The following is a 17,675-nucleotide window of genomic DNA, read 5'->3' as shown; positions in this document are numbered from 1 at the left end:
TTATGTTTCCGGCAGCCTGTCTGCCAGTTCATATACTCTCTCTTTTGTCATCTGGGCCATCTTGCCCGGTACCTCAGTTACCAGTATGGTGCCTCCCTGATATTCCTCCCGAAGCGCCTCCACGGCATCTTCTTTACTCTCAATCCAGGCCTTCTCTTCAGACTTCAAGGCCTCCTGTTCCTGAGGGCTTATATGGTTCATAAGCTCCTGATAAACTTTGTTCAGTTCGCCGTCCCATAAATTATAGATCTCTGTGCACTTCTGCCCCATCTCTGCATTAGAGTAACTGTTCGTCTGAAGATCCGTGTATATTTCACTGCATTTGCTCTCAATCTGCGCAATCTCCTCCTGATACTGCTTCTTCAGTGTTCCTGCAGCCGGTGCGCCCGCTGTAACCGATTTATCAAAGCCATACTTCTCTTTGTTCTCTGCCAGTTTTGTCTCATCCGTGCTGTCAAACTGAACTACCGCAAATGCCGGCCGCGCCTGACTGTATCCGGTAACCTCTGTTGTTACAGACGCAAGGTCCGTGGTATCCTTCTCTTTTCCTGAGAGCTTCTCCTCAAAGGGATTGGGTGATTTTACCTCTTCCAGAGATGCCAGTATCCCGTTTTCCGCAGCCAGCTTTTTCCTCTGCATCTCTTCGAAATAACTGTCCATCCAAGAAGAGGAAAATCCGTAAGGGGTGAGTTCCTGGTAAAGTCTGTCTTTTACATTTGCGCTGCCGTCACTCATCATATCCACAAGAAGTTTCCCCTGTACATAGGCTCCCTGGTCATCAGAAGCAGCGGCTGCCTTCTCCCTTTTCTCTGCCAGTATATCCCTCAGGTACACTCCCGTATCCTCCTCCAGGTGCAGTCTGCAGACCACTTTTCCATTCTCTACCGTCCCCAGAAGGAATTGGGTGAAGGCCGTACGCTCTCCGCTTGTTCCGTACACGCCATATGTATGGCTGATAAATCCAAGGTAGGTTACCCCGCTGTTCACCTTTAAGAACGCCTGCACCTTTTCCTTGTTCCCCTCACTGGGGAAGGTATTTCTGCAGGGAACTCTCAGTTCCTCTCCCTCCAGCTTTCTCACCTGACCATCCACTGCCTTGTAGATATCAGCCTGCAGCCAGTTATACTGGTATTCTTCCGGAATCTGACGGGTATAGAGCACTGCCATCTCATCTGCCCCGTCGTTATCCATATCTGCATAGGCAATTCCCAGGATTCCCCCCTGAGCCTTCAGGGTCTTCTGGTACTCCTCTGTATATGTGGTAAAGTTATTTACTTCTTCCTGTGTTCCCAGGGCCTCAAGATTAGGGTATTCAGCAGTGGCTCCCTTCATCTCACTGAATGGGAATTGAGTGCTTAGGGTATTTTTTACATAGTCCATGTAAACCTGATGGGGGTCCTCTGCCTGAGGCTTTGATGGTTTGGTCTCTGTTCCGGCCTCTTGTGCAGGCTTATCCTTATCTGTCTCCTCATCCCGGGTGTCTGACGGCTTTGACGGTTTAACAGGAATCTTATTGTCATCCGCCCACTGCTTTAAAGCATCTGCCCCTCTGAGATCCCCTGTCTCCGCGTATATAGTTTCCGCCTCCGCATAGAGTATCTCTCCGGCTGCCGCTCTTTCCTCCTCGGGCAGATCACCAATCTTTTCCATCGCTATGGTAATCATCTTTTTAGCACCTTCCTCATCCTTCAGCCCCCGGCAGGCCTTGGTCAGACCCACATAAGCATCTGCATTGGAAGGATCAATATCTGCAGCATCGTCGAATGCGGCTTTGGCCTGATCGTAATCCATCTCATCCAGATATTTATTTCCCAGATCCAGCTTTTCCTGAAGGTGGCCGGCCTTTGTCTGATTCACCCCCCAAATCACTCCCAGTACAATTACCAGCACCATACAGGTACCCCCGATCCCTACCGGAAGAATTAGCTTTTTATTCCACTTCTTGGGACATCTCATAGTAGACAACTCCTTTCTGCCTGTAACGTTTACCTACCTTCTGTCTGTGCTGTAATTATATCATGTTTTTCTCCGTCACTTTAGACAAAATTTCTTATAGTTTAAAGTACTTCATAAAGGCTTCCTTCGACTCCTGATACTTCGATCTGCTCACGGGTACCTTTTTGCCTGATTTTAAGATTATGCCCTCTGCAGAGAGATATTTAATATAATTCATATTAACCATATAACTCTTATGGCATCTAAGAAAGCCCGGAAGTTCCATAGCTTCCAGCTCGTCCAGCTTCATATATACTTTATAGATCTGATTTCTCTCGTATATGTACAGGATTCTCTTATCACTTTCCACATAGACAATGTCTCTGCTGTCCAGCTGATGGAGAACCCCTTTAATATGAAGCGTCACCATATTCTTCTTTTCCTTTTCCCTGACTTCCTCACACCTCCTGAGAGCATCTCTCAGCCGATGCTCTTCCACAGGCTTCAAAAGCAGCGCCACGGGGCGGACCCGGAATATATCCTGTACATATTTAATGTATCCTGTTATAAAAATAATAGGAATCTCCGCACAAAAATCTTCTATTTTCTTTGCGGTGTCTATCCCATTTTCGTTGTTCAGCTCTATATCTAAAAAAACAGCGATGACATCTCCGCGCTCTTCTCTCAGCCATTGAATAAGGTCTTCTGCACGCTGAAATGCAGCAATCTGGGCCTCACCCTCATATATCTCCATGACCTTCTCTTTTAATCCTTCGGTCACCTCAGCATCATCATCACAAATCGCAAATTTCTTCACACTTTCATCCCCTCTAATATATCTTAACCATTACTGTTACAGAAAACATATGGTCCTTCTCCTCAACCTGAAGTACGCCATCGTACCTCTCCACCATACTGCGCACAATCTTCATTCCAAGCCCATGATTTTCTTTATCTTCCTTTGTAGTGGCAAAATGATTCTCTATAGAGGAATATCCCTCATTCTCTGTATAATTGTCAATTCTTATTTCCCAGAAATTAGCCTGCACCGCGGTTCTCAGATAAATGTACCCGGAACCTGCAGGCCCTTTCCTGCAGGCCTCTATGGCATTGTCCAGAAGATTGCCCAGAAGCCCCACTGTATGTATATCCTCCATCTGAGATTTCTCCGGAAGAAGGACCTGTATATCTGTCAGAATACGATACTTTCTGCACAGCTCCAATTTGGAATAAAGCATGGCATCCACCGGAAAGCTGCCCGTGATTCCCTCATCTATGGCCGCGTCGCACTGTTCCAGCAATTCCCTTTCATATCCCTCTCTCCTCTGCTGCAGCCACCTCCTGACACTGCGCACCTGCTCTGCCAGCTCTTCAAATTCCGGATGACCTTCTTCCCAGTGCATAAGCTGCTGTCTGAGCCAGGCATTTTCCCTTTCTATCTGCTTCTCATGGTAAAAAAGCATGACATAAACACTGGCTAAAAAAAGCATCACAAGCGTAAAAATACAGATCCATATCAGGTAGCGTCCGCTCACAATTAAGGCGACCAGAATGCCAAAACTGAGAAGACAGGCAATCAGGGATATATCCCTGACCGGTCGTTCCCATCTACTGACTGCAGGCTTCTCTTTTTTCTGGGCCAGGGACACCTGCTTCACAGACTCTACTGCCCTGTCAAGGGCCTGCACCAGCTGTTCCCGGTATGCAGATGCCTTGTCATACTCCCCAGCTTTTTCCATGCGGTCAATCACCGCAGCATGATTGGCCAGGTCATGGCGCATTCTTTTTATAGATTCCTGGGACTGATAGTATTCCTGATAGTAGCGGGACTGCTCCCTAAGGCTGGCCTGAAGGATTTCATTCTCTCGCCTCTTCCCTGCCCTCCTGCTCCAGAGGAACCCCAGATAGGTATAAAGGATCTGCGTACACATACCAAAAAAAATCACATCCATAATCAGGTTGCGCTGCATACTCTTCATATCCAGTGCTATCACTATGGCAATCATAAAAACCTGGAGCAGGAATAATACCTCGATCACCTTAATTTTTATTTTATAAAACACTCTGTTCTTACAGCAGATAACCACTGTCCCCAAGGAAAGCAGCAAAAACACCGCACCCGCGCCCCACAGGGGAGATACGTCTCCTGAATCTGTAAAAATCAAGACATTTCTGCCGGTCACTGTCAAAAAAAGCATACAGAGAACCCAGTACACGACGCTTGAGATCCCATCGTAGAATTTATATAACAAAAAATTCCGGAATCCATCCCAGGTAAATGCCGTGAGGAGCAAAAACATAATAACAGTATCTGCGATAATCAAAGCTGCGGCCAAGCTTACATGCGTCACTGTTCCCTGATTGCAGAAAATCTGAAACAAAGCGATATAGCCTCCAGTCACCCATCTGCCCCACCTGCGGTTCCCCCTGTAATTTTCTATATAGGCAAAAAGATACAGGGAAGTTAAGACATTAATGAGAGCCACGGCCCCGCCTGCTAATAATTGATATCCACTCATCTATTTCCTTTTTATGCATCTGTGCCCCCGCACTTTTGCATCTGCGACAAAAAAAGCGGGAATTCCCCAGGAATTCCCGCCCTTTACACTTTGATCATTACTCTTCTGTGTCTTCAGAAACTAACATTTCTTCATCTTCAGTCATATCTTCTTCCGCTTCGTCCATAAACATATCAGCGGCGGTCTCATCGTCAATTTCATCCATATCCAGTTCAAAGTCTTCTTCGAAAGACAACTCATCATTCTCTTCCATATCCGTATCCAGCTTCACGTCTTTATAACGCTTCATACCGGTGCCGGCAGGAATCAGCTTACCTATGATTACGTTTTCCTTCAAACCAATCAATGGGTCTACCTTACCCTTAATGGCGGCCTCTGTCAGAACCTTTGTTGTCTCCTGGAAGGACGCTGCAGACAAGAAGGAATTCGTTGCCAGTGATGCCTTTGTGATACCCAGCATCACCTGCAGGCCGGTTGCCGGCTCTTTGCCTTCAGCTGCCAGTTCCTCATTTTTTTCTTCGTAGTCTAATACATCTACCAGAGTTCCGGGCAAGAAATCTGTATCTCCATTATTTTCAATGCGAATCTTTTTCAGCATCTGGCGAACAATAACTTCAATGTGCTTATCGTTAATCTCTACACCCTGCAGACGATATACTCTCTGAACTTCCTGAATCATATAATCCTGTACGGCACGTACCCCCTTGATTTTCAGAATATCGTGAGGGTTAACGCTACCTTCTGTCAGCTCATCGCCGGCCTCCAGATACTGGCCGTCCTGGATCTTGATTCTGGAACCATAAGGAATCAGATAGGTTTTGGAATTACCTTCTTCATTATCTGTTACAGTGATTTCTCGTTTTTTCTTGGTGTCTTTAATATTGGCAACACCCTTGATCTCTGTAATAATAGCGAGACCCTTGGGCTTTCTTGCCTCAAAAAGCTCCTCTACACGGGGAAGACCCTGTGTGATATCTCCGCCGGCCACACCGCCGGTATGGAAGGTACGCATGGTCAGCTGTGTACCTGGCTCACCGATGGACTGTGCCGCGATGATACCTACAGACTCACCTACCTGAACCGCCTCACCGGTTGCCATATTGGCACCGTAGCACTTAGCGCACACTCCAATGTGTGACTTACAGGTAAGAATCGTACGGATCTTAACGGAGTCAAATGGTTTGCCCTGGGCGTTTATGCCTTCTTTCATAACTCTGGCCGCACGCTTGGGAGTAATCATGTGGTTTGCCTTAACAATAACCTCTCCCTTGGCATCCTTAATAGTCTCGCAGGAGAATCTTCCGGTAATACGTTCCTGAAGGCTTTCAATCTCTTCTTTGCCGTCCATAAACGCTTTTACCCACATGCCGGGGATCTCGTTCTTATCCGCGCAGCAGTCAACCTCACGGATAATCAAATCCTGAGATACATCAACCAGACGTCTGGTAAGGTATCCCGAGTCAGCGGTACGAAGGGCAGTGTCGGACAGACCTTTACGGGCTCCGTGGGCAGACATAAAGTATTCCAGTACGTCCAGACCTTCACGGAAATTCGACTTAATAGGAAGCTCAATGGTATGACCGGTTGTATCCGCCATCAATCCACGCATACCTGCCAGCTGCTTGATCTGTTTATCAGAACCACGGGCGCCGGAGTCAGCCATCATATAGATGTTGTTATACTTATCCAGACCATCCAGCAGTGCTCTTGTAAGCTTATCATCGGTATTCTTCCAGGTCTCAACAACTTCCTTGTATCGCTCCTCCTCTGTGATCAGACCACGCTTATAGTTCTTGGTAATCATATCCACAGTATCCTGAGCATTCTGAATGAGCTCTGGTTTTTCCGGCGGCACGGTCATATCGGAAATCGATACCGTCATGGCAGCCCTTGTTGAATATTTGTAACCCATAGCCTTGATATCATCCAGTACTTCCGCTGTCTTCGTAGCTCCATGGGTATTAATAACTTTCTCCAGAATCTGCTTCAGGCCCTTTTTGCCCACATGGAAGTCAACCTCCAATAGAAGCTCATTGCCCTCTACGCTTCTGTCTACAAAGCCCAGATCCTGGGGCAGAATTTCATTGAACAGAAAACGGCCCAGTGTGGATTCTACATTGCCGCTCAATATACTTCCGTCCGGCATGGTTTTTGTACAGCGCACAACTATCCTGGACTGGAGGGTGATTACCTGGTTTTCGTATGCCAGAATTGCCTCATTTACATTTTTAAAGTGCATTCCCTCGCCTTTGTAGCCCGGTCTCTCCTGGGTCAGATAGTAGATACCAAGCACCATATCCTGTGAAGGCACAGCCACAGGACCGCCGTCAGAAGGCTTCAGCAGGTTATTGGGTGAGAGAAGGAGGAAACGGCACTCTGCCTGGGCTTCCACAGATAAGGGAAGATGCACAGCCATCTGGTCTCCGTCAAAGTCAGCATTAAAAGCAGTACATACCAGAGGATGCAGCTTAATAGCTTTACCTTCTACCAGAATGGGCTCGAATGCCTGAATTCCCAGTCTATGAAGGGTAGGAGCACGGTTCAGCATAACCGGATGCTCTTTAATCACCTCTTCCAGCACATCCCATACCTCAGGCTGGAGTTTCTCAACCATTTTTTTCGCATTCTTAATGTTATGGGAGGTACCGTTTGCTACCAGTTCCTTCATAACGAAAGGTTTAAACAGCTCAATGGCCATTTCTTTCGGCAGGCCGCACTGGTAAATCTTCAGCTCCGGTCCTACTACAATAACGGAACGTCCCGAGTAGTCTACACGCTTGCCCAGCAAGTTCTGACGGAAACGTCCGGATTTACCCTTCAGCATGTCAGACAGAGATTTCAAGGCACGGTTTCCAGGTCCTGTCACAGGACGGCCCCGGCGGCCGTTGTCTATCAGTGCATCCACAGCCTCCTGAAGCATTCTCTTTTCATTCCGGACAATAATATCCGGAGCGCCCAGCTCCAACAGTCTCTTCAGACGATTATTTCTGTTAATGATACGTCTGTACAAATCATTCAAGTCAGATGTCGCAAAACGTCCGCCGTCCAGCTGTACCATAGGACGCAGATCCGGAGGAATGACAGGGATTACAGTCATAATCATCCACTCGGGACGGTTTCCGGATTCGCGGAAAGCCTCCACTACCTCCAGGCGTTTTACGATACGTGCACGCTTCTGCCCCGTAGACTCTTTCAGACCGCGTTTTAGTTCTGCAGACTCTTTCTCCAGATCAATGGCTTCCAGCAGTTCCTTAATAGATTCTGCCCCCATCCCCACACGGAAATCATAGCCCCATTTTTCTCTGGCATCCTGATATTCCTTTTCTGTGAGAACCTGTTTGTACTGCAGATCCGAATTGGCCGGATCCAGGACAATATAGTTGGCAAAGTACAGAACCTTTTCCAGTGTTCTTGGAGACAAGTCCAGAATCAGTCCCATTCTGGACGGAATCCCTTTAAAATACCAGATGTGTGATACCGGAGCAGCCAGTTCAATATGGCCCATGCGCTCTCTACGAACGCTGGCTTTTGTCACCTCAACACCGCATCGGTCACAGACTACGCCTTTGTAACGAATCTTCTTATATTTTCCGCAGTGACATTCCCAGTCCTTGCTTGGTCCGAAGATTCTTTCACAGAAAAGGCCGTCTTTTTCCGGTTTCAGGGTTCTATAATTAATGGTTTCTGGTTTTTTAACTTCGCCTCTTGACCAATCTCTGATTTTTTCAGGAGATGCCAATCCAATTTTTATGGCATCGAAGGTCATTGGCTGGTAAACTTCTTTATTTGTTGTTTCTGGCATTTATGGTTTTCCTCCTACTCCTCATCGTCAAGAGTTTCTTCCAGGTCTAAGAATGCATCATCTTCTTCGTCGTCCGTTTCTTCCACGTCTACGAGCTCTTCTCCTTCGAATTCTTGCTGGCTGAAGCCAAAGTCACCGAAGTCCTCATTCGGCTTTTCTCTTTTGTCGCCCTCGATGATAGAATGCAAATCTGTTTCACCATAATCAATTGTTTCCATAATCTCTACTTCTGTCTGGTCTTCTCTCAGCACCTTCACATCCAGGCCTAAGGACTGGAGTTCTTTTAAGAGAACCTTGAAAGATTCAGGAATTCCGGGTTCAGGAATATTGTCCCCTTTGATAATTGCTTCGTAAGTCTTCACACGGCCAATGACATCATCTGATTTCACCGTCAGGATTTCCTGAAGGGTATAAGAAGCACCATAAGCCTCCAAAGCCCAAACCTCCATCTCTCCGAAACGCTGTCCGCCGAACTGAGCTTTACCGCCCAGAGGCTGCTGTGTTACCAGGGAGTACGGGCCGGTAGAGCGGGCATGAATCTTATCGTCTACCAGGTGGTGCAGTTTCAGGTAATGCATGTGTCCAATGGTAACCGGGCTGTCAAAATACTCTCCCGTCCTTCCGTCACGAAGTCGTACTTTACCGTCTCTGGAGATGGGAACTCCCTTCCAAAGCTCTCTGTGATCCCTGTTCTCATACAGATAATCCAGAACCTCGGGAAGCAGTTCTTCTTTATGCTTCTTCTCAAACTCTTCCCATTCCATATTGACATAATCATTCGCCAGATCCAGTGTATCCATAATGTCGTTCTCATTGGCTCCGTCGAATACAGGCGTGGCAATATTAAATCCAAGGGCCTTGGCCGCAAGGCTTAAGTGAATCTCCAGCACCTGTCCGATGTTCATACGGGAAGGCACACCCAGAGGATTCAGTACGATATCCAGAGGACGGCCGTTTGGCAGAAACGGCATATCTTCCACAGGCAGCACACGGGAGACAACACCCTTGTTGCCGTGACGTCCGGCCATCTTATCACCAACAGAAATCTTTCTCTTCTGAGCAATATAGATACGGACTGCCTGGTTTACTCCGGGAGACAATTCATCGCCGTTCTCCCTGGTAAATACCTTGGCATCAACAACAATACCATATTCACCGTGAGGCACTTTTAAAGAAGTGTCACGGACTTCACGGGCTTTTTCACCGAAAATCGCCCGGAGCAGTCTTTCCTCCGCTGTCAGCTCCGTCTCTCCCTTAGGAGTAACCTTGCCCACCAGGATATCTCCTGCGCGCACCTCTGCTCCAATGCGGATAATACCTCTTTCGTCCAGATCCTTTAAGGCATCGTCACCTACACCGGGAACATCTCTTGTAATTTCTTCCGGTCCCAGCTTGGTATCTCTGGACTCTGCTTCATATTCTTCAATGTGCACAGACGTATACACATCGTCCTGCACTAAACGCTCACTTAACAGAACCGCATCTTCATAATTGTAGCCTTCCCAAGTCATGAAGCCGATCAGCGGGTTCTTGCCCAATGCCAGTTCCCCCTCTGAAGTGGAGGGTCCGTCTGCGATTACCTCGCCCTCTTCTACTCTGTCTCCTTTAAAGACAATAGGTTTCTGGTTGTAGCAGTTACTCTGATTACTTCTCAGGAATTTGGTCAGACGGTATACGTCCTTGGTTCCGTCATCATTCTTTATTGTAATTTCCTTGGATGTGGATCTCTCCACAACACCGGATTTTCTTGCAACTACGCAGACACCGGAATCTACGGCAGCCTTTGACTCCATACCTGTTCCCACCACTGGGGATTCTGTTATCAAAAGGGGCACAGCCTGACGCTGCATGTTGGAACCCATCAGCGCACGGTTGGCATCGTCATTCTGAAGGAATGGAATGAGGGCAGTAGCCACGGAGAACACCATCTTAGGAGATACGTCCATGTAGTCAAACATCTGACGCTCATACTCCTGTGTCTCATCCATGTAACGTCCGGATACGTTCTTATGCACAAAGTATCCATTCTCATCCAAAAGCTCATTGGCCTGTGCTACATGGTAATTGTCTTCTTCATCCGCCGTCATATAAATTACTTCGTCTGTTACCCGGGGATTCTTAGGATCCGATTTATCAACCTTTCTGTAGGGGGCCTCTACAAATCCATATTCATTGATACGGGCATAGGAAGCCAGAGAGTTGATCAGACCGATGTTAGGACCTTCAGGCGTCTCAATAGGGCACATTCTTCCGTAATGGGAATAATGTACGTCACGCACCTCGAATCCTGCCCTGTCTCTGGACAGACCGCCGGGACCCAGCGCCGAGAGACGTCTCTTGTGGGTCAGCTCACCCAGGGGGTTATTCTGATCCATAAACTGGGACAGCTGGGAGGAACCAAAGAATTCCTTCACCGCCGCTGTTACCGGCTTAATATTAATCAGGGACTGAGGAGAGATTCCCTCAATATCCTGTGTTGTCATTCTTTCTCTTACTACTCTTTCCAGTCTGGAAAGACCAATGCGGTACTGATTCTGGAGAAGCTCTCCAACCGCTCTGATGCGGCGGTTGCCCAGATGGTCGATATCATCGTCATTTCCGAGGCCGTACTCCAGATGCATGTTATAGTTAATGGAAGCTAGAATGTCTTCCTTTGTAATATGCTTTGGAATGAGTTCGTGGATATTTCTTCTTACAGCTTCCTTAATATCCTCGATATTCTCATTTTCTTCCAGAATTTTTTTCAGGCATGGGTAATATACTAATTCTGTGACACCCACCTCTTTGGGCTTCACATCCACAAAGTTAGTAATGTCTACCATCATGTTGGACAGGACCTTAATATTGCGTTCCTCTCCCTGAATCCATACATAAGGCACTGCTGCATTCTGGATGTCGTCTGCCATGGACTTGGTAACCTCCATGCCAGCCTCCGCAAGAATCTCCCCAGTACTTGCATCGACCACATCCTCAGCCAGCACCTGACCTGTGATTCTGTTCTTCAGCATCAGCTTTTTATTAAATTTATAACGTCCAACCTTTGCCAGATCGTATCTTCTCGGATCGAAGAACATACTCATGATCAGGCTCTCTGCGCTCTCTACTGCCAGAGGCTCGCCCGGACGGATTTTTTTATATAATTCCAGCAGACCTTCCTGGTAGCTCTCAGAGGTATCCTTTGAAAAGCTGGCCAGAATCTTAGGCTCTTCCCCGAAAAGCTCTACAATCTCTGCGTTGGTTCCATATCCCAATGCTCTGATAAGAACAGTGATGGGAACTTTTCTTGTTCTGTCTACACGTACATAAAACACGTCATTGGAGTCTGTTTCATATTCAAGCCATGCACCACGGTTCGGAATAACGGTAGAGGAATACAGCTTCTTTCCCACTTTATCATGTGCGATAGCATAATAAATACCGGGAGAACGCACCAGCTGGCTTACGATAACTCGCTCTGCACCGTTGATAACGAAAGTGCCGGTTGCAGTCATTAAGGGCAGATCGCCCATGAAGATCTCGTGCTCGTTAATCTCATCGTTTTCTTTGTTGTACAGTCTGACTCTGACTTTTAAAGGAGCCGCATAAGTGGCATCGCGTTCCTTGCATTCTTCGATCGTGTACTTTATTTCATCTTCGCACAAAGTAAAGTCAACAAATTCCAGGCTCAATTTTCCGCTGTAATCTGCGATTGGAGATATATCTTCAAAGACTTCTTTTAAACCTTCGTCCAGAAACCACTGGTAGGAATCCTTCTGCACTTCGATTAAGTTGGGCATTTCCAGCACTTCTTTTTGTCGCTGGTAGCTCATACGCATGCTCTTTCCGGTTGCTATTGGACGGATTCTGTTTTTCTCCATTGACGTGTCACCCCTTGTATATTTTAAATTTATTATAACATCAGCCCACGGCATTATTACGAGTAGGCATATCTTGCCATAATAGTGCATTTTTTACTGTATCACAAACTTTTCAGCCTGTCAACATCTAATTTTTCTTTTTTATTCATTGTTTTGCAAGAAAAACAATCGGGGACGTTGTCTATGATGAAGCAACAACGTCCCTTATATTAAACTTTAACCCCTTTATTCTCTGCCGAAGGAGTCCCATTCCTTTGCCTGCATATACACTCATTCTCTCTTTGCTTTCCTTGGTGTAAGGAGCGAGCCCATATACCACAGCAAAATAGCTATTATAAATAGGAAGATTCCCGTCACAGTTCCCGGCGTAGAACGGATAAACCGGGCATAATTTCCCAGAAGAGGAATCTTAAACATTACCTTTCCCACCAGCCGCTGAAAGGCCACCGGCTCCGCGTCCTGCCCGCTGTTGGCATCACCCTTGGTGCGGAAGATCTGTTTGTCCTCATCTATCCCCACCACCCGGTGCGTGGTGACTGCATCCGAGGTGCTGCTCACCCGGAAGGTAATGACATCACCCTCCTGCACCTGTCCGGGTTCCAGGGGTTTTACCAGAACCAGACACCCTTTGGGATACTCAGGCTCCATACTCCCGCTGATCACATCGTATACATGATAGCCCATAATTTTAGGCACTAAAAAAGGAATGGATATCAGGATGATTCCTAATACAATGACAGTGCCGAGAATATTAAGTACTCTTCCTATCATTTCCATTCCTCCATAGTTTCTAAATGTTCAGATCCCACTGCAGAGTCTAATAACTTGATTAATTCTAAAGCACTTCGAAAAGGAACTTTCTTTTTTTGTTCCACCCAGGTCACAACCCCCTGCCAGGTATGATTCTGAACGCATTTTATTTCGACGATGAAACTCTGTCCCGCCGCCTCAATCACTTGAGTTTTGTGTTCTTCACCCATACTTCATTCCCTTTCTGCTTTTTCTTATTATGCCCCCAGCCGGCCTGGACGGACGGTTGGGGGTATGTAGCTTTTGTTCAATTATTTTGCAGGCTCAATAGTACCTGTGTTATTCCATCCTATAATCATATTAGTATCAGCATCCCGGATAATATTTCCCTGGCCATCCTCAAAATTGTCTGCCTGAATTAACTCTGCTACAAGATTGATTTTAAAGGTTGCCTCAGACACTTCATTCCCCCATTCCGTAGGAATAGTAACTTTAGTAAAAAATGTTGCCATAGCATCCTGAGGACGATTCTCCATATCCTTTGCGGTTAACTTAACATTATAGTAGTAATAATCATCCGTTCCCTTAGTCCATACATTTTTATCAATATCCAACAACTCCTCAATCTTTTCTGCATACCCATCTAATCCAGGGGCTTCAAAGCCTTTAATTTCCATTTTCATTCTCAGGTATGCATCTTGGGATTCTCCATCTAATGTCACAACTGGCACTTTAGCTAATTCATCACCTGGTTGGATTTTATCATATTGTCTTCCACCGTCAGATGTTTCTGTACCATCGCCAGTCTCAGTAAGAGAGCCGTCTACCTTACCTAACGTAATTACATTGCTTTTTGCATCGCTATCCGTAAAGTACATCAATGTTCCGCCGATTCCCAGTACAGCAACCAGGGCAACTGATGCAACAACTGCTGTGAGTTTTTTTCTGTTCATCATATTATTCACCTTTCCTTGTCATTTTAATTTGCTTTCCTTCCGTTATAATTAAAATTCGTCCGGATAAGCTCCTGCCATTGCTGCCTGCGCATTTTCAAATCCTTCTGTCTGTACCAGATACCCCTGAAGTTCAATGTTGAAGTTGCTCATAATGTAGTTGGATGCCGGATCCTCATCTGAATAAAGGCTTGCATTGAACTGTTTATTGTCATACTGCGCCTGTGTGATTGCTTTATTGTCAATCACTACTTTGGAGAACAGATCCTGTGTGGTTTCTCCTGCCGGAAGTTTAACATTATAGTAAGCAATTGTTTTGTCATCATTCAGTGTCCACTTATCTCCGAAGGTAACATTGATAAATTTATCTAATGCTGCGTATGTAGTTGCGGTTTCTCTGTCAGCACCTACATATTTAATCTTGATAGCTACCCATGCATCTGCAGCTTTGCCTTCCTCTGTAACTGTGGTGTTTTTAATTGCAGGGTCCTTAGGAATCTCTAAGCCGGGAGTAAAGTTTTCCGCTAATTTCTCTCCTAATTTGCCTTCTTCAATTCCTGCTGAACCGCCGCCGAAGTCTACATTATCCCATTCGGGTTCCTTCAGTTCTCCGGTAAGGCCTGCTCCCATGGTAAATACGTTCTGTTTTTCCTCCGTCTTCTGGCTGAAGTATGCTAATGTACCGCCAATTCCGACGATTGCAACCAATCCCAGTGCAATTAATGATTTTCTTAATTTTTTATTATTCATATCGGCTCTCCTTCATCTTCTAATTAACTATTATTTGTTAAGTCCTGCTAAAGCCTTCAGTTCAACAACGCCCTTCTCAAGTGTTAAATCTGCGGACTGCACAGCATAACCAGTTACATCAATCTGGAACTGAGGTAATACAAATGCATCAACCACTTCACCATTGCTGTCAACAAATGTTACAGATGTATCCCCTACTTCAGTGGTAGACTCAATGGGTTTTGATGTATCAGGTACATAGTTTCCCTTTTCATCTGTCACATAATTTCCGTTATCATCCTTTTTTACAGGATATACAGTTGTAACTTCACTCTTCTGATTCCACTCTTTTTTAATGCCATAGTTAACTGTTACCTGATCAAATACTGCCGCGGTAGGATTGCCGGGTGCTACTTCTGTATTGTAATGAAGGAAAAGTCCCGTTGCACTGTCCTCTGTTGCAGCGTCCACTACCCACGCCGGATTAAATCCTTCTTTAAATGCACCCTCAGCATCTTTATACTGTACCGTAGCATATTTTTCTACGAACGTATTATAGCTGATTGGTTTATTATTGTGATCATAGAACTGAATCTTCACACCTGCATAAATTGAAGTGCTTGAATCAGCCTGGTTTGTGATTACCGGGTTCTTTGCGATAGCCTTACCTGGTGTATAATCTTCTCCGCCCTTCCACTCGGTCTCTGTAATGGTTGTTTTCAGGTTGTCACTTCCGGTAAACATATTCTTCTTAGTCTCTGTTACCTGTGATAAATAAGCCAATGTACCGCCAATTGCCAATACTGCTGTGAGAGCCATTGCTCCAACCGTTGTTGCTAATCTTTTCTTGTTTGCCATAATCTTATCCTCCATTTTTTCACTTCATATTTTTATTTTTAAAAGAAATTGTCTTTTTGAAACCTTATTCTGTAATCCCGTTTATGAACTTTAACATTTCCCCTTTGGGATCCTCCACATAATCAGACTGTATTGCATAAGCGGTAATCGTGATATTAAATCCCGGGAGCAATCCGGTTTTTCCGTCAGGTAAAAGCTCTAAACTTATAGGCACCTCTGTAAATAACGGATGTTCCGCGGTATCCTCGCCAGGCTGCAATATGTCTCTGTAAATAAAAAGCTTATCTGCATTTTGAGTTTCTATTTCCTCCCAGTGTGCAGTGTCAAAACTAATTCCTGCCGAATCCAGATACCGGCTCATGAACTGCTGATAGGTAACCTGTGTATCTGTCTCATCCATGAACTGCACTTTGATTGCCGCATACACCGGAATCCCCGAATCTGCATCCCCATTGTTCTTTACCTGGGGATTTTTAGGAATATCTTCTCCGGGTACGTAGCGGGCCGCTTTCTCAACTCCCAGCTTGTTCCTTTCCTCCTCTGTAAGTCCCGGCTTAGCACTCTGGCCATTTGTTGTCGACTTATCGGTGAATTCATATCCGTCCCAGCTGGGTTCCCTAAGGAGCAGGGCTATCTTCTTATTAGAAGAAAATGTATTCTTTTTTGTCTCTGTAATGTCCTTTAGCAGTGCCAGCGTTACTCCTATTCCCAAGGTTACTACTAAAGAAAAAACGATTAGAAATTTCAACCTCTTCTTATTCTTTTTTATCATTCCACATTCCTCTCTTCCGGAGTGCTTTTCACTTTATAAACTTATTATGCACTTTGCAAGTCACATCTCGGTCACATGCTGCTATATTTTATTTTTGTTACTGCTCCGGTTGATTCCTTTCAACCATCTTATGGTTATATTATGCCAGCACCAAGTCACACTCCGGTCACAAAAAGGAAGAATATTACTGATGAAAGCTTTTCCTGTACATAAAGTAAAAGACAGCAGCGACAAATAGTTATACTTGTCACTGCTGTCTTTTACTTTATTGGTTCTATATTACTCATTAATCAGCAAGCCTTCTTCATCCACTCTGACTCCCGTCCAGGCAGAAATTACAGAATCTCTCTGTTTCGAAGATATACCCTCGGCCAGCACCTGAATCTCCAGATGTGCGTCTTTCGGTACATCGCCTGTATAGGTAACTGCCGTAATCAGAGGATCTGTTGCCGTTCCCGGGGCAATGGCGGATTTATAATAGTAGTATGTGTCAAAATCCGTGGGCGATGTCACTGAGGTTCCCGTGACAATCCACTTATCTGCCCATCCTTCCCCGTAGGTGTATTTCAGCTTATCCGGTTCCACCGACTGGGGATATACCTGCCCTTCGTAGGAAGTCCCGTCATCGTATCGGAAGATCGGCACCAGACGAACTCTCACAAACGTGTCACTGGTAGGGAAATCTTTAGAATCTATATTTTGGATACGAACCACTTTTGCTACTGTTTTGTCCTTACTCGTATCTATCCTCGTGAATTCCCCGTTTATGTTATCACCATTCTCGTACACATCATTTCCTTCCAGCACACCGATATTCACCGAGGCACCCTGAAAGTCATTTACTGCCTGATCCGACTTTGTCTTCAGAAGAGCTAATGTGACTCCTATCACACAGATGAGTACCAGAGCTGAGCCCGCCGCAGCCGTTATTATCCTGGCTTTTTTACTAAGCTTTTTCATGATTCACCTCCATCCCCATCTTTGTCTTCCTTCATCAGCCAGTCAGGCAAAAATGTTAAAATCAAAACAACCAGTATCAATGTAATTAAAAGTATGGTTCCCGTCCTTGTGCTGGCATGAACTGCTATATATCCCATATAAGGAATAGAGAAGACCGGTTTACCGATTACAGCCGAGTAAGCCACCGTTCCTCCGTCCTCAGTATTGTTGGCATCTCCCTTTGTCTTAAAACATTGGTTATCCTGATCCACCTCAATCACCCGGTGCGTAACAACCGTATCTTCTCCTATGTTAAATGTTATGGGATCTCCCACTTTTACATCTTCCGGGGAAACCTTGCTGATGTACACAAGGCTTCCCACGTGATAGGTTGGTTCCATACTTCCGCTCAAAACCGCTAACGGCTTCAGCCCTAATACTCTGGGTACAAATAGTACCGCCACAAAGGCTATAAGTACAATGAGCAATATTGTTGTCACCCACTTGTATATTCTTTTCATCAATGTCTCTTTCCTCCTTGCACTTATATTACCACTTATT

At 45.6% G+C, this 17,675-nt stretch carries 13 protein-coding genes; all 13 read right to left on the bottom strand.

Features of this window, described 5'->3' with window-relative positions; genetic code table 11:
• Positions 1–1,956 (bottom strand): lysozyme inhibitor LprI family protein, encoded by a 1,956-nt coding sequence (locus ACGHCT_RS02235; RefSeq protein ID WP_390437939.1) that lies wholly within the window; start codon positions 1,954–1,956, stop codon positions 1–3.
• 94 nt (positions 1,957–2,050) lie between these two features.
• Positions 2,051–2,752 carry a LytTR family DNA-binding domain-containing protein gene (locus tag ACGHCT_RS02230; RefSeq protein ID WP_226902334.1) on the bottom strand — a complete coding sequence of 234 codons (702 nt, stop codon included), beginning with the start codon at positions 2,750–2,752 and terminating at the stop codon, positions 2,051–2,053.
• Between the two features lie 13 nt (positions 2,753–2,765).
• On the bottom strand, positions 2,766–4,454 hold the full coding sequence (locus ACGHCT_RS02225; protein WP_390437936.1) for a GHKL domain-containing protein: 1,689 nt from the start codon (positions 4,452–4,454) through the stop codon (positions 2,766–2,768).
• A 97-nt stretch (positions 4,455–4,551) separates the two neighbouring features.
• Positions 4,552–8,256, bottom strand: a complete 3,705-nt coding sequence (gene rpoC, locus ACGHCT_RS02220) for a DNA-directed RNA polymerase subunit beta' (RefSeq protein WP_390437933.1) — start codon at positions 8,254–8,256, stop codon at positions 4,552–4,554.
• Between the two features lie 14 nt (positions 8,257–8,270).
• Positions 8,271–12,113, bottom strand: a complete 3,843-nt coding sequence (locus tag ACGHCT_RS02215; RefSeq protein WP_072850291.1) for a DNA-directed RNA polymerase subunit beta — start codon at positions 12,111–12,113, stop codon at positions 8,271–8,273.
• Between the two features lie 270 nt (positions 12,114–12,383).
• Positions 12,384–12,884, bottom strand: coding sequence for a signal peptidase I (locus ACGHCT_RS02210; protein WP_158640985.1), 501 nt, complete (start codon positions 12,882–12,884; stop codon positions 12,384–12,386).
• Positions 12,881–13,093, bottom strand: coding sequence for a hypothetical protein (locus ACGHCT_RS02205; RefSeq protein ID WP_072850287.1), 213 nt, complete (start codon positions 13,091–13,093; stop codon positions 12,881–12,883). Before ACGHCT_RS02205 ends, ACGHCT_RS02210 begins: the two co-directional genes overlap by 4 nt.
• An 81-nt stretch (positions 13,094–13,174) precedes the next feature.
• Positions 13,175–13,819 carry a SipW-dependent-type signal peptide-containing protein gene (locus ACGHCT_RS02200; protein WP_390437928.1) on the bottom strand — a complete coding sequence of 215 codons (645 nt, stop codon included), beginning with the start codon at positions 13,817–13,819 and terminating at the stop codon, positions 13,175–13,177.
• A gap of 48 nt (positions 13,820–13,867) precedes the next feature.
• Positions 13,868–14,566: a SipW-dependent-type signal peptide-containing protein gene (locus ACGHCT_RS02195; RefSeq protein WP_072850282.1), complete on the bottom strand. Its 699-nt coding sequence runs from the start codon at positions 14,564–14,566 to the stop codon at positions 13,868–13,870.
• 30 nt (positions 14,567–14,596) lie between these two features.
• Positions 14,597–15,403, bottom strand: coding sequence for a SipW-dependent-type signal peptide-containing protein (locus tag ACGHCT_RS02190; RefSeq protein ID WP_390437925.1), 807 nt, complete (start codon positions 15,401–15,403; stop codon positions 14,597–14,599).
• 64 nt (positions 15,404–15,467) lie between these two features.
• Positions 15,468–16,175 (bottom strand): hypothetical protein, encoded by a 708-nt coding sequence (locus tag ACGHCT_RS02185; RefSeq protein ID WP_390437923.1) that lies wholly within the window; start codon positions 16,173–16,175, stop codon positions 15,468–15,470.
• 279 nt (positions 16,176–16,454) lie between these two features.
• The gene (locus ACGHCT_RS02180; protein ID WP_390437921.1) at positions 16,455–17,135 is read right to left on the bottom strand and encodes a hypothetical protein; all 681 of its coding nucleotides are present in this window, start codon (positions 17,133–17,135) and stop codon (positions 16,455–16,457) included.
• Complete coding sequence (locus ACGHCT_RS02175; RefSeq protein ID WP_390440109.1) at positions 17,132–17,635, bottom strand: signal peptidase I; 504 nt, start codon at positions 17,633–17,635, stop codon at positions 17,132–17,134. Before ACGHCT_RS02175 ends, ACGHCT_RS02180 begins: the two co-directional genes overlap by 4 nt.
• Positions 17,636–17,675: the final 40 nt, after the last annotated feature.

The sequence above is a fragment of the Lactonifactor longoviformis genome (genome assembly GCF_042848515.1).
GTDB lineage: Bacteria > Bacillota > Clostridia > Lachnospirales > Lachnospiraceae > Lactonifactor > Lactonifactor longoviformis.
This window is presented reverse-complemented; position numbering and strand designations above follow the sequence as displayed.

Bases quoted from the DNA above. Each gene is read 5' to 3' on its own strand.
- ACGHCT_RS02205 (WP_072850287.1), bottom strand. From the start codon at position 13,093: ATGGGTGAAGAACACAAAACTCAAGTGATTGAGGCGGCGGGACAGAGT.
- ACGHCT_RS02185 (WP_390437923.1), bottom strand. From the start codon at position 16,175: ATGATAAAAAAGAATAAGAAGAGGTTGAAATTTCTAATCGTTTTTTCT.
- ACGHCT_RS02195 (WP_072850282.1), bottom strand. From the start codon at position 14,566: ATGAATAATAAAAAATTAAGAAAATCATTAATTGCACTGGGATTGGTT.
- ACGHCT_RS02215 (WP_072850291.1), bottom strand. From the start codon at position 12,113: ATGGAGAAAAACAGAATCCGTCCAATAGCAACCGGAAAGAGCATGCGT.
- ACGHCT_RS02180 (WP_390437921.1), bottom strand. From the start codon at position 17,135: ATGAAAAAGCTTAGTAAAAAAGCCAGGATAATAACGGCTGCGGCGGGC.
- rpoC (WP_390437933.1), bottom strand. From the start codon at position 8,256: ATGCCAGAAACAACAAATAAAGAAGTTTACCAGCCAATGACCTTCGAT.
- ACGHCT_RS02200 (WP_390437928.1), bottom strand. From the start codon at position 13,819: ATGATGAACAGAAAAAAACTCACAGCAGTTGTTGCATCAGTTGCCCTG.
- ACGHCT_RS02190 (WP_390437925.1), bottom strand. From the start codon at position 15,403: ATGGCAAACAAGAAAAGATTAGCAACAACGGTTGGAGCAATGGCTCTC.
- ACGHCT_RS02175 (WP_390440109.1), bottom strand. From the start codon at position 17,635: ATGAAAAGAATATACAAGTGGGTGACAACAATATTGCTCATTGTACTT.
- ACGHCT_RS02210 (WP_158640985.1), bottom strand. From the start codon at position 12,884: ATGATAGGAAGAGTACTTAATATTCTCGGCACTGTCATTGTATTAGGA.
- ACGHCT_RS02225 (WP_390437936.1), bottom strand. From the start codon at position 4,454: ATGAGTGGATATCAATTATTAGCAGGCGGGGCCGTGGCTCTCATTAAT.
- ACGHCT_RS02235 (WP_390437939.1), bottom strand. From the start codon at position 1,956: ATGAGATGTCCCAAGAAGTGGAATAAAAAGCTAATTCTTCCGGTAGGG.